Annotated in this window: 14 protein-coding genes and 1 pseudogene; 6 read left to right on the top strand and 9 right to left on the bottom strand. The window is 69.9% G+C overall.

Annotated features, from left to right (window positions below; genetic code table 11):
- Nucleotides 1–17 precede the first annotated feature (17 nt).
- The 6 genes from QL983_RS07300 to QL983_RS07275 form a co-directional block, all read right to left on the bottom strand.
- Nucleotides 18–941: a phage holin family protein gene (locus tag QL983_RS07300; RefSeq protein ID WP_061866739.1), complete on the bottom strand. Its 924-nt coding sequence runs from the start codon at nucleotides 939–941 to the stop codon at nucleotides 18–20.
- A gap of 131 nt (nucleotides 942–1072) precedes the next feature.
- Nucleotides 1073–1906, bottom strand: a complete 834-nt coding sequence (locus QL983_RS07295; RefSeq protein WP_290152079.1) for an aldo/keto reductase — start codon at nucleotides 1904–1906, stop codon at nucleotides 1073–1075.
- Nucleotides 1907–1986: 80 nt separating this feature from the next.
- Nucleotides 1987–3057 (bottom strand): nucleoside hydrolase, encoded by a 1071-nt coding sequence (locus QL983_RS07290; protein WP_020624485.1) that lies wholly within the window; start codon nucleotides 3055–3057, stop codon nucleotides 1987–1989.
- Nucleotides 3054–3992: an SDR family oxidoreductase gene (locus tag QL983_RS07285; protein WP_043278939.1), complete on the bottom strand. Its 939-nt coding sequence runs from the start codon at nucleotides 3990–3992 to the stop codon at nucleotides 3054–3056. The genes QL983_RS07290 and QL983_RS07285 overlap by 4 nt, the downstream gene beginning before the upstream one ends.
- A 99-nt stretch (nucleotides 3993–4091) precedes the next feature.
- On the bottom strand, nucleotides 4092–5048 hold the full coding sequence (glsA, locus tag QL983_RS07280; RefSeq protein WP_073116916.1) for a glutaminase A: 957 nt from the start codon (nucleotides 5046–5048) through the stop codon (nucleotides 4092–4094).
- 61 nt (nucleotides 5049–5109) lie between these two features.
- Nucleotides 5110–5211: an AbgT family transporter gene (locus QL983_RS07275; protein ID WP_199489685.1), complete on the bottom strand. Its 102-nt coding sequence runs from the start codon at nucleotides 5209–5211 to the stop codon at nucleotides 5110–5112.
- 132 nt (nucleotides 5212–5343) lie between these two features.
- Here QL983_RS07275 and QL983_RS07270 point away from each other — a divergent pair, with 132 nt between their 5' ends.
- Together QL983_RS07270 and QL983_RS07265 are read left to right on the top strand one after the other, a co-directional pair.
- Complete coding sequence (locus QL983_RS07270; protein ID WP_036314029.1) at nucleotides 5344–6111, top strand: DUF72 domain-containing protein; 768 nt, start codon at nucleotides 5344–5346, stop codon at nucleotides 6109–6111.
- 87 nt (nucleotides 6112–6198) lie between these two features.
- On the top strand, nucleotides 6199–7044 hold the full coding sequence (locus QL983_RS07265) for an alpha/beta hydrolase (RefSeq protein ID WP_036314027.1): 846 nt from the start codon (nucleotides 6199–6201) through the stop codon (nucleotides 7042–7044).
- Between the two features lie 17 nt (nucleotides 7045–7061).
- Here the strand turns inward: QL983_RS07265 and QL983_RS07260 are convergent, their stop codons facing one another.
- Nucleotides 7062–7226 carry a hypothetical protein gene (locus tag QL983_RS07260; protein ID WP_161664781.1) on the bottom strand — a complete coding sequence of 55 codons (165 nt, stop codon included), beginning with the start codon at nucleotides 7224–7226 and terminating at the stop codon, nucleotides 7062–7064.
- A gap of 149 nt (nucleotides 7227–7375) precedes the next feature.
- On the bottom strand, nucleotides 7376–7594 hold the full coding sequence (locus QL983_RS07255; RefSeq protein ID WP_129867145.1) for a hypothetical protein: 219 nt from the start codon (nucleotides 7592–7594) through the stop codon (nucleotides 7376–7378).
- An 83-nt stretch (nucleotides 7595–7677) separates the two neighbouring features.
- Here QL983_RS07255 and QL983_RS07250 point away from each other — a divergent pair.
- Nucleotides 7678–8034: pseudogene (locus QL983_RS07250) on the top strand (DJ-1/PfpI family protein).
- Nucleotides 8035–8069: 35 nt separating this feature from the next.
- Nucleotides 8070–8372, top strand: a complete 303-nt coding sequence (locus QL983_RS07245; protein WP_036314025.1) for an antibiotic biosynthesis monooxygenase — start codon at nucleotides 8070–8072, stop codon at nucleotides 8370–8372.
- 60 nt (nucleotides 8373–8432) lie between these two features.
- Here QL983_RS07245 and QL983_RS07240 read toward each other — a convergent pair whose 3' ends face one another.
- Complete coding sequence (locus QL983_RS07240) at nucleotides 8433–11021, bottom strand: excinuclease ABC subunit UvrA (RefSeq protein ID WP_036314023.1); 2589 nt, start codon at nucleotides 11019–11021, stop codon at nucleotides 8433–8435.
- Nucleotides 11022–11143: 122 nt separating this feature from the next.
- Here QL983_RS07240 and QL983_RS07235 point away from each other — a divergent pair, with 122 nt between their 5' ends.
- Entirely contained in the window at nucleotides 11144–11443 is a 300-nt protein-coding gene (locus QL983_RS07235; RefSeq protein WP_002854321.1) for a transposase, read from the top strand.
- The coding region (locus QL983_RS07230; RefSeq protein ID WP_290152066.1) for an IS3 family transposase at nucleotides 11440–12098 on the top strand (659 nt) is incomplete at its 3' end. The genes QL983_RS07235 and QL983_RS07230, both read left to right, overlap by 4 nt.

Below are 12098 nucleotides of genomic sequence, written 5' to 3'. Positions count from 1 at the left end.
GGGCTGGCGCCCCCGGGTCAGCGGCGGCGCAGGCGGCCGGCGAGCGCCACGAACGCGGCGGAGGAGGCGCCGAGCAGCGCGAGCGGCTGCCAGTGGTCCTTCACGTAGTCCTCGGCCTCGGCGGTCCGCTCCCCCGCGCGGGCGGCACCGGTGAACGGCGCGGTCTGCTCGGTGGCGTGCGTGGTCTCGGGGGTGACGCCGCGACCCTTGCGCTGGGCGGCGAAGGCCGCGAGCTGGCCCTTCACGTTGGTCTTCTCGTCCAGGCCGGAGCGGATGTCGCCCAGGTGGCGGCGGCGCAGGTCGGCACGGCGACGGATCTCGGCCTCGGTGGCGTCGTCGCGGTCCGGGTGGGGAGCGGCCTCGCCGTTCTTGCGGGCCTTCTTGTTCTCCTCCTTCTCCACCTTCTTCCGCTCGGCCTCACGGGCGGCCTCGACACGCTTGGCCTCGGCGCGCTCCGCCTTGAGGCGGTCGTACTCGGCCGGGTCGAAGGCGTTGCCCTCCTTGAGGTAGCCGAGGTCGTACTCGAGGTTGCGCACGGTCTCCTGCGGCACGAGCGGCATGGCGCCCTTGACCATCACGAGGCCGACGCCGGCGAAGATCAGGCCGAGCACGAGAAACGCGAGCGCCACCATGAGCGCCGGGAACCAGAAGCTCGGGTCGGCGAAGGCGCCGACCAACGTCACCACGAGGGCGACCACCATGAGCGCGAGGAAGAACAGGCCCACCACCGCGACGCCGGCGCCGATGCCGGCCTTCTTGCCCTTCGCGGCCACGTGTCCCTTGGCGAGCGCGAGCTCGTCCTTCATCTGCAGGGGCAACAGGCGCACGACGGCGCCGAGCAGGTCGGTCAGCGAGCTCGCGCGGGTCTGCGGGGTCACCGGGACGGCGGTCCGCGGCGCGCGGGCCTTCGACGCATCGGCGGGGGGAGCCTGGTGGGACATGGTGCATGCCTTCCGTGGAGTGCCTGGACAGATGCGCCCGGGCGGCGCGGCGGCCACCGGGCATTCTCGAGCAAAACTATCACCGGCCCGCCCCCAGGGGGACGGGCCGGGTGCGCGCGGTGGCGGCTGGATCAGAAGTCGATGACCGCCGGGTCGGGGCCGAGGCGGCCGTCCTCGCGGTCGAGGGCGTCGATCCGGGCGACGTCGTCGGCGGTCAGCTCCACCCCCGCGGCCTCGAGGTTCGAGACGATGCGCTCGGGCGTCACGGACTTGGGGATGACCACGAAGCCCTGGGCGAGGTGCCACGCGATGACCACCTGGGCCGGCGTCGCGCCGCGGACCTCGGCGATCTCCGTGACCACGGGATCGGCGAGGAGGTCGCCGCCCTGACCGAGCGGGGACCAGGACTCGTGGACGATGCCGTGGCGGCCCTCGACCTCGCGCAGCTCGCGCTGCTGCCAGTACGGGTGGGTCTCGACCTGGTGGATCGCGGGCACCACACCGGTGGCCTCGATGATCTCCTCGAGCTGGGCGGCCGGGAAGTTGGAGACGCCGATCGAGCGCACCTTGCCCTGCTTCTGCGCCTCGATCAGGGCCTTCCAGGTGTCCACGTACTTCCCCTGCGCAGGCTTGGCCCAGTGGATGAGGTAGAGGTCGACGTAGTCGGTGCCGAGCTTGTCGAGCGAGGCGTCGAGGGCGGCGAGCGCCTCCTCGTAGCCCTGGTCCGAGTTCCACACCTTGGTGGTGAGGAACAGCTCCTCGCGGGCGACACCGGACGCGGCGATGCCGCGGCCCACGCCCTCCTCGTTCCCGTAGATCGCGGCGGTGTCGATGTGGCGGTAGCCGGCGCGGATCGCCTGCTCGACGACGTCGGCCGCGACGTCGTCCTCGACCTGCCACACGCCGAGCCCGAGCTGCGGGATCTGCTGGCCGTCGTGGAAGGGGACGGTGGGAACGTCGGTCATGAGGGAGCTCCTGGAGGGTCGGGGTCTGGCGGATGCCTCGGGTGCAACCGCACGCGGACGGGGGGCATTCCCGACGGCGGTCACCGGGCCGGGGAACCGCCGTCGAGCGTGCGCTCCCCCGCGACGACGGCGCCCACCGCGCGGGCGAAGGCCGCGAACACCTCCGCGGGGTCGTTGGCCGTGACGAGCTGGGCGTTGGGGCGCATGCCCCAGATGTCCCGCGTGTCGTGGACGGTGGTGCCGCGCAGCAGCTCCGAGTCCGCCTCGACATCGACGACGGTGGCCCGCGTGGCGATGCGGGCCTGGCCCGCGGCCACCTGGGCGGCGAAGAGGTCGTGCAGGTGGGCGATGTAGCCCTGGTCGTAGTCGTGGTGGAACTCGAAGTAGAAGCGCAGTGCGTCGGCGAGCACGTCCAGGACGGGGCTGCCGGTGGCGGCGTCCGGCCCGGCGACCCGCGGCCGGTCCGCGGACCAGCCGACGGGGCGGGCCCCGGCGTCGGCCAAGAGGCCGTCCAGCAGGGCCGGCGTGTACTCGATCCGCTCCGTGGTCTCGAGCGCGCAGACGATCGGCAGGCGGTCCTCGGGCAGGCCCTCGACGGCCGCGAACACCTCCTTCGCGGCGTCCGGGTCCACCCAGGTGTTCCACTCGGCGGTGGGCGTGGTGTTGCCCGGATGATAGAAGGAGCCGCCCATGATCACGATGCCGCGGGCGAGGAACGGCAGGCGCGGCTCGGTGCGCAGGGCGAGGGCCAGGTTCGTCAGCGGCGCGGTGCAGAGGATCGTCGTCTCCCCGGGGTGGGCCCGCAGCTCGTCCAGCCACACGTCCACGGCGGGCCGGGACGAGAGCCGCTCGGGGCGCCGAACGATCCGGGCATGGCCGAGACCGCCGTCGCCGTGGGTCTCCGGGGTGGTGACCGCAGGGCGGCGCAGCGGGGTCTCGGCACCGACGGCCACCTCGACGTCGGCCCGACCGGCCAGGTCCAGCACCGCGGCGGTGTTGAGGGCGCAGTCCCGGGCGGTCGCGTTGCCGCCCGTAGTGGTGACGGCCGCGAGCTCGGGGCCGACACCGAGGCGGTGGGCGCCCACGAGGTGGAGCAGGGCGCAGGCATCGTCGATGCCGGTGTCGACGTCGGCGAGGAGGCGGGCGGTCACGGGGTGGGCGTGCCGCCGTTGGCGTTGAGGGTCTCGCCGTTGACGTAGCTGGACTCGCCCGAGGCAAGGAACACGTAGGCGGGCGCCATCTCCACGGGCTGGCCGGCGCGGCCGATGGGGGTGCTGTGGCCGAACTCGGGCAGCTTCTCCTCGGGCTCACCGTAGGACACGTGCTGCACCGTCCAGATGGGCCCGGGCGCCACCGCGTTGACACGGATGCCCTTCGGGCCGAGCTGCTCGGCCAGGCCCTTGGTGAAGTTGTTGATGGCGCCCTTGGTGGCCGCGTAGTCGAGGAGCCTCGGGTTGGGGTTGTAGGCCTGCACCGAGGTGGTGTTCACGATCGTGCTGCCCGGGCCCATGTGCTTCAGCGCGGCGCGGCTGAGCGTGAACATGGACATGATGTTGATCTGGAACGTCTCGTGGACCTGCTCGTCGGTGAGATCGGTCAGGTCATCGGAGATGAACTGCTTGCCCGCGTTGTTCACGAGGATGTCCAGGCCGCCGAGGCGCTGCGCGGCCTCGTCCACGAGGGAGGCACGGTAGTCGGCGTCCATCAGGTCGCCCGGCAACGCGACGGCGGTGCGCCCGGCCGCCTCGATCGCCGCCAGGACGCGGTCGGCGTCGGGCTGCTCCTGAGGCAGGTAGGCGATGGCGACGTCCGCGCCCTCACGGGCGTAGGCGATGGCGACCGCGGCACCGATGCCGGAGTCGCCGCCGGTGATCAGGGCCTTGCGGCCGGTCAGCCGACCCATCCCCCGGTACGAGTCCAGACCGATGTCCGGGACGGGATCCGTCTTCACGTCCAGGCCCGGCTCGGGCTGGCGCTGCTTGGCGATGCGGAGCTTCGGGTGGCGGGTGCGCGGGTCGTCGTGGGCCAGCTGGGAGTCCTGCACGGGGATCGCGGGGGCGTCGTCCTTCTTCTCTGGAGTGGTCATGGGCCGGATGCTACGCGGCGCGCGTCAGAGGGTGACAAGGGACGGGGCGCGGCGTCGTCGGCGTGGCCCTCGCGACGGCGGCGCGGCGGCGGCCAGGCGTCAGCGGGGCCCGCTGAGGCCGCGCAGGGCGCCACGGTGCTGGAGCACGTGCAGGTCCCAGCGCGCGCTGAGCCCCTCGAACAACCCGATGCCACGCCGGGAGTTACCTTGCTCATCCAGGCGCGGCGACCACGTGGCGAGGCCCAGGGCCCCGGGCACGGCGCCGAGCAGCGCGCCCGAGACGCCGGACTTCGCGGGCACGCCGACCTCGGCCACCCACTGGCCGCTGGCGTCGTACATGCCGCAGGTGAGCATCACGGACATCGCCTGCTGCGCCACCCACTCGTCCAGCACCCGCTCCCCCGTCACGGGGTTCGTGCCGCCAGCGGCGAGGGTGGCGCCCATGACGGCCAGCTGGGGTGCGGTGACCAGGACCGAGCACTGCGCGAGGTACCCGGCCACGGCCTCGCGGGCCGAGATGGGCAGCCGGCCGGCGTCGGCGAGCAGGTGGGCCAGGCCCAGGTTGCGGTCGGCACGGGTGCGCTCGGCGTCGAGGACGTCCTCGCAGACCTCCAGCTCGACGCCGGCCAGCGCGCTGTAGCGGCGCAGCAGCAGGGCCGTCCGCTCATCCTCGTCCCCGGCGGGCAGGAGGGAGTGGACCAGGATGGCGCCGGCGTTGATCAGCGGGTTGCACGGCCGGCCGTCGTCGTGCAGGGACAGGTGGTTGAACGACTCACCGGAGGGCTCGACGCCCACGTCCTCCAGCACGTGGTCCAGGCCGATCTCCTGCAGCACCACCGCGTAGGTGAGGGCCTTGGAGACCGACTGCAGCGCGAAGGCGTGCTCGGTCTCCCCGGCGGCGGCCTGGTGGCCGTCCACCGTGCACACCGCCACGGCGAGGCCGTCCACATGCTGGCCGGCGACGTCCTCGAGGTAGTCGGAGGGCTCGCCGCGGCGGTCGGACTCCACCTCGTCGAGCATCGCGCGCAGGTCGTCGTCGAATCGCGTCGTGTCCATTCCTGTCACAGTAGTGGGCGGGCGCCCGGGTCGCGGGCGGGTGCCGGGCCGGTCACGGCGTTCACTGGACCGGGGCATTCGGGCCCAGCGGCAGGTCCAGCCACATCCAGCCGATGACCATGCCGGTCCACGCGGGCAGGAAGGCGATCGAGGACGGGAGCATCGTGGCGATCAGGGAGCCATGCCCATCTTCCGGTCGTACCTCTGAGCCACCGCGATGATCAGCGGGACGCTACGCCTGCCGCGGCGAGTCAAGGCAAGACCCGGGGACCCGGGCCGGGGCTATCGTCGGGGGATGGACGTGCGGATCGGGACCTCCGGCTGGACCTACAGGCACTGGCGCGGGACCTTCTACCCGCAGGGGCTGCGGATCGCCGATCAGCTCGACCACTACACGGAGCGCTTCCGGACGGTCGAGCTCAACGGCTCCCACTACCGCTGGCCGGCGGACAGCACCGTCGAGGCCTGGCGCGAGCGCCTGCCCGCCGGCTTCGAGATGGCCGTCAAGGCCTCCCGCTACCTGACCCACTACCGCAAGCTGAACGAGCCGCAGGACTGGGTGGAGCGCATCGTGCACACGCTGGACCTGCTCGGCGACCACGCCGGGCCGCTGCTGCTGCAGCTGCCGGCCCACCTGCACCGCGACGACGGCCGGCTCGCCGGGTTCCTCGGCCTGCTGCCCGAGCGGGTGCGCGTGGCGGTGGAGGTCCAGCACGAGTCCTGGCTGGATGAGGACGTGTTCGACCTCCTCGACCGGCACGGGGCGGGGTTCGTGGTCTCGGTGATCGCCGGGCGGGAGCCGGTGCTGCGCGCGACCGGGCGTCTCGCCTACGTGCGCTTCCACAACGCGGACCCGGACTGGCGCTACGGCGGATCGTTCTCCGATGCCGAGCTCGCACCCTGGGTGGGGCGGCTGCGGGAGCTGACGGGCGCGGACGACGGCGGCCCGGCCGGGGACGCGGCGGGCGCGCGCCCCGCCTACGTCTACTTCAACAACGACAACCACGGCCACGCCGCGTTCAACGCGCTGACGCTGCGCAGGATGGCGGAGACCGAAGCCTGACACGTGCCGAGCGCGTGCCTAGCGTGAGGAGGAAGCGGCGGCCGAGCGCCGCCGTCGTCCCCCGAGAGCACAGGAAGGCAGACGCACATGACCCTCATGCAGATCCCCACGGACCACGGCACGATCGGACTGAACGTGGAGGAGGCCGGCCACGGGCGTCCCGTGGTCCTCATCCACGGCTGGCCGCTGACCCTCGACTCGTGGAAGGACCAGGTCGCAGCCGTGTCCCCGCACTACCGCGTGATCACCTATGACCGGCGGGGCTTCGGCGTCTCGGAGAAGCCCACCGGCGGGTACGACTACGACACGATGACCGCCGACCTGCACGGTCTGCTCACCGAGCTCGACCTGCGTGACGTGACGCTCGTGGGCTTCTCGATGGGCGGTGGCGAGGTGGCGCGCTACATGTCCCGGTTCGGCGCGGACCGGATCCACTCGGTGGTGTTCGCCGGCGCGGTGCCCCCGTACCTGCTGAAGACCGACGACAACCCCGACGGCCCGCTGACCGAGAAGCAGGCCGCCGAGATGCGCGCGGGCCTCGAGAAGGACCGCGAGTCGTTCTTCGACGACTTCACGACGACGTTCTTCTCCACCCCCAAGCTGGCCGGTCTGACCAGCAGCCTCAAGGTCACCGAGGAGCAGCGCCAGGAGGCCATCCGGATGGCGCTGCAGTCCGACCAGACGGCGGCGCTGGCCTGCATGGACGCGTTCGGGGCCACCGACTTCCGCCGCGACCTGCCGGCGGTGACCGTGCCGGCCCTGGTCCTGCACGGCGACGCCGACCAGATCGTGCCGTTCAAGGGCTCCGGCAAGCGGACGCACAAGGCGATCGACGGCAGCCGCGTCGAACTGGTCAAGGACGCCCCGCACGGATTCAGCATCAGCCACTCCGAGGAGTTCAACCGGATCCTGCTGGAGTTCCTGGCGGAGTGAGGGCGCGGGCGGGCGCATCAGAGTGCGGGACGCGAGACGGCGCTCGCGGGGGTGGTGCATGCCGCCCGGTCGGCAGAACCGCCCGTCAGCACGTGGAGGATGAAGCCGCTGAGCGCGGCTGCCCCCAGATGCAGGCCCACGGCCCGGAACGGGTCGATTCCGGACGGCAGGTGGGTGAGCACACTGAGTCAGATGATCCCGAAGACCGTCATCGACGCAGCTCCCTCCACAGCGACGCGCACCTACCGAAGCCGGGCAGATCCCAGGCCTGCCCCGCCACGAACGGCCATGCTACGGAAGGGACTGATGCACGTGTCGGTGACAGCCGTCGTCACGCCGCGTGAGCGGGCGTGGGGTCCATGATCGACTCGTCCCGGGTGGCCCATCGCCCTCGGTCGATCACGCTCTTCTGGAGGAGGGCGAAGAAGGACTCCATGGCCGCGTTGTCCCCGGCTGGGCCGACCTGGCCCATCGTGCCGATCAGCCCATGACGGGTGAGCGCGTCCTGAAGAAGGCCAGATCGGAACTGCGAGCCCTGGTCCGCGTCCACCAAGCACCTGGCCACCACGGCTGCACCGCCGCGCGTGTGACGGCCTTGTCCGCGCAGGGGTAGAGCTCCTCCTCACCCGTGAAGTGCTCCCTGATGTCGGTCAGCCAGGGCCTGTTCGGCGCTTCTGGAGTGGGCTGGCGCACAGACCGATGTGCTGTCGATCCCTGACGGTGAGATCCAGGCGCGTGAGAACGATCTGGATGCAGCAGGCACGTTCCCCGGTGACGGGTTGGTCGCGGACGCCTCTGTCGCGGGCCGTGGACGCTGATCGAGGCCGGTGTGGTCGAAGGTCGCACCTTGACGTCCTTCCCGAGCATCCGCACGGACCTGCGTGACGCCGGTGCGGACGTCGTCGGCCAGGACGTCGTGGTGGACGGAACCTGATCACCAGCCGCTCACCCGATGACCTGACTGTGTTCTGCGATACGATCGTGGCGTAATCTGCGAGCAATTCGACCCAGGAAGAGGTGATGGCATGAGCGTGACGAAGGGACTGCTTGTCAGGCTGGAGGCCCTGCCCGGCAAGGAGGACGAGGTCCAGGAATTCCTCGGCATCGGGCGAGGGCTCGTGGAGGAGGAGCCGGCCACCGTCGCGTGGTTCGCGATCCGCCTCGGCCCGTCGTCCTTCGGGATCTTCGACGTGTTCCCCGATGACGCCGGCCGCGACGCGCACCTGTCCGGCGCAGTTGCGAAGGCTCTCGGCGAGCAGACCGGCAAGCTGTTCAGCGAGCCGACGATCGAGAAGTTGGACGTCCTGGCCTCTAAGCTCCCCGCCTGAGACCACGACCCCGTCGAGCGTGCCGCTGTGCGATTCTCATATCGCACAGCGGCACGCTCGTCACGACGGGGTCACGTTGGTGGCTGCCTGCAGTGCGGCGGCGAGGTAGCCCGCGGAAGCACCGACGCCCTGATCCGCAACGTGGGCGGGCGTACCAGCTGCAACCACGGTCCCACCGGCGTCGCCCGCGCCGGGTCCAAGATCGATCACGTGATCGGCCACCGCGACAACGCGCATGTCCAGCTCCGCCGCGACGACCGTGTTGCCCGCATCGACCAGCGTCTGCAGGTGCGCGACGAGACGATCCGTGTCGGCGCAGTGGAGCCCGGACGTCGGCTCGTCCAAGACGTACAGCGTGTCTCCGCGCTGCGCGCGCTGCAACTCGGTTGCGAGCTTGACACGCTGCGCCTCACCCCCGGAGAGCTCGGTTGCCGGTTGACCCAGCCGGAGGTACTCGAGTCCCACGTCCGACAAGGCTGCCAGCGATCGAGTGATCTCCTCATCCCCCACGAAGAACAGGTTCGCCTCCTCGACGCTCATCGACAACACGTCGGCGATCGTGCGCCCCCGCCACGTGACCTCGAGCGTTGATGCCTTGTATCGCGTGCCGTGGCAGTCGGGGCATTCGGTGTACACGGAAGGCAGGAAGAGGAGCTCGACCATCACCGATCCCTCGCCCTCGCAGGTCGGGCAGCGCCCGCCGGCGACATTGAAGGAGAATCGGCCAGGCTTGTACCCACGGGAACGAGCTTCCGGGGTGTCTGCGAATCGACGACGCACGTGATCGAACAGCCCGGTATAGGTGGCGACGTTCGACCGCGGGGTCCGGCCGATGGGCCGCTGGTCGATGACGACCAGCCGCTGTACACCGGTGACGGGCCCGGCGACGCGCCCCTCGAGATGTTCCGGCGCATCCGCGAGGAGTGACTCGTCGCTGACCGGCTCGTCATCGGCCCGGGCAGCCAGGCCAAGGCGATCGCCGAGCAGCGACGGAAGGGCCTGGCTGACCAGACTCGACTTGCCGGACCCGGACACGCCCGTCACCGCGGTGAAGACACCCAGAGGGATATCGACGGTGAGGTCGTGCAGGTTGTTCCGCGTCACGTTCTCCAGGCGCAGCCAACTGCGTGCCTCACGGGGTGTGCGAAGAGGGAGACCGCGGCCGCCGAAGAGGTATCCGCGTGTCACGGACTCCGTGACACCGGCGAGACCGTCGGGCGGGCCGCTGTAGAGCACGCGGCCGCCGTGTTCACCGGCACCGGGGCCAATGTCGACCAGCCAGTCCGCGTGCCGCATCACAGCCACGGAGTGTTCGACGATGAACAGGCTGTTCCCTCGCCCCTTGAGTCCATCCAAAATCTCGAGGAGCGCCGCCACGTCCTGCGGATGCAGCCCCGCCGATGGTTCGTCGAGGACGTAGACGACCCCGAAGAGATCAGAGCTGAGCTGCGTCGCGAGCCGGAGTCGCTGCAGCTCGCCGCCCGACAGCGTTGGCGTCGTCCGACTCAATGACAAGTAGCCCAGTCCCAGATCGACCAGTGGACGAAGCCGTTGCAGCACCCCTGACGCGAGCTGGACCGCGGCAGCACGCTTCTCTGGTGTTCGGCTTGCGGTGGGTCGCACATCGGAAGAGGCGGCCTCGTGGTCCTCCTCGCGTGCGACGACTCCCGAGAGGATCGTGGCAAGTTCCCGGAGCGGCAGTTGGGAGAATTCGGCGATGTCGAATCCTTCGAACGTGACAGACAGCGCCTCGGGCTTCAGCCGTTTGCCATTGCAGGTCGGGCAGATCGCAGCGGTGAGGAACTGCGCGACGCGCCGTTTCATCGAGGCGCTCTTCGTGTTCGCGAACGTGTCCAGGATGTACCGGCGAGCCCCGACGAATGTGCCCGAGTAGCTCGGCTCCACGCCTGCTTCGATCGCAGCTTTGGACTCGGAGAGCGTGAGCCGGGAGTGGACCGGTACGAAGGGGGTCTCATCGGTATACAGGATCCAGTCCCGGTCCTTCTTCGGAAGGTCCCGCCACGGCACATCGACGTCGTAACCGAGAGCGACCAGCACGTCGCGCAGCTGATGGCCGTGCCACGCGGTCGGCCAGGAAGCGATGGCGCGTTCGCGGATGGTGAGCGAGGGGTCAGGGACCATCTGCTGCTCGTTCACCTCATACACGCGGCCGATGCCGTGGCATTCCGAGCAGGCCCCTTGGACCGTGTTCGCGGAGAAGTCCTCCGCATACAGCATCGGCTGTCCCTCCGGGTAGTCCCCGGCCCTGGAGTACAGCATTCGTACCAAGCTCGACAATGTGGTGATGCTGCCCACGGTCGATCGGGCGTTCCCGGAACCCCGCTGCTGCTGCAGGGCGACCGCCGGCGGCATCCCCGTGATCGAGTCGACATCGGGCACTCCCGCCTGATCGATCAGGCGGCGGGCGTACGGTGCGACCGATTCCAGATAGCGTCGCTGAGACTCGGCGTACAGCGTCCCGAACGCCAGCGAGGACTTTCCCGAGCCGGACACACCGGTGAAGACGACCGTTGCATCGCGCGGCACCGTGAGGTCGACATCCTGCAGATTGTTTTCGCGGGCGCCGAGAACGCGAACGTCAGGCTGCACGGAGAGCTTCGGCGGCACGAACGAAGAGGATTCAACCATGGTCGCATGTTAGCCACGCACGGAACAGTCGGACGATCTGCGTCCGGAGGAGAGGGGTCTGCCGTGAGTTTGGTTGACATCTGATCTGTGGTCCCGGGAGGGACTGCTGGAAGGATGACCCCATGCCCGCTGCATACCCCCGAGAGTTCCGCCAGGACGTGGTCGCGATCGCCCGTAAGGGTCAGATGCCGATCGCGCAGGTCGCGAAGGACTTCGGCATCGCCGAGTCCTGCCTACGGCGCTGGCTGGCCCAGGATGATGTCGAGGCCGGGATCCGGCCCGGCATCACCAAGGCTGAGAACGAGGAGCTGAAGGCTCTCAAGCGCCGCAACCGCGAGTTGGAGATGGAGAACGAGGTCCTACGGCGTGCGGCCGCGTATCTGTCCCAGGCGAACCTGAAATTGGGTCAGTCCCCAAAATGACCTATCCCGTCGTGAAGGACCTGGCCCGCGACGGGATTCCCGTGAAACTCTCCTGCCGGGTCCTCGGGTTCTCCCGTCAGGCCTACTACCAGTGGCTGGCCGAACCTGTCAGCGAGCGGGAATGGTCCGACGCGCATGCCGCCAACGCCGTCCTCGATGCCCATGCCGATGACCCGGAGTTCGGATACCGGTTCCTGGCTGATGAGCTCCGCGGCCGTGGCCTGGCCGTGTCGGACCATCAGGTGTTGAAGGCCTGTCGGCTCGTGAAGGTCCGCTGCTGCCACTCGATCCGTCGCGGCTCGGGCAAGCGTCCTGGCCCTGCCGTTCATGATGATCTGGTTCGTCGTGAGTTCCGCGCTGAGAAGCCGAACCAGCTGTGGCTCACGGACATCTCAGAGCATTGGGCCGGGGATTCCAAGCTCTATCTCTGCGCGGTCAAGGACGTGTTCTCGAACCGGATCGTGGGCTACTCGATCAATCGGCGGATGAGCTCGCAGCTGGCCGTGGACGCCCTGCAGATGGCTCTGGCCCGGCGTGGAGGCAAGGCCGAGGTGCAGGGTTGCCGGGTGCATTCGGACCGAGGATCGCAATTTCGAGCCAGGCGGTTCGTGGAGACGCTCCGGGTCAACGGCCTGGTCGGGTCGATGGGCAGGGT

It is taken from the genome of Micrococcus sp. APC 4021 (assembly GCF_030407635.1).
GTDB lineage: Bacteria > Actinomycetota > Actinomycetes > Actinomycetales > Micrococcaceae > Micrococcus > Micrococcus luteus.
This window is presented reverse-complemented; position numbering and strand designations above follow the sequence as displayed.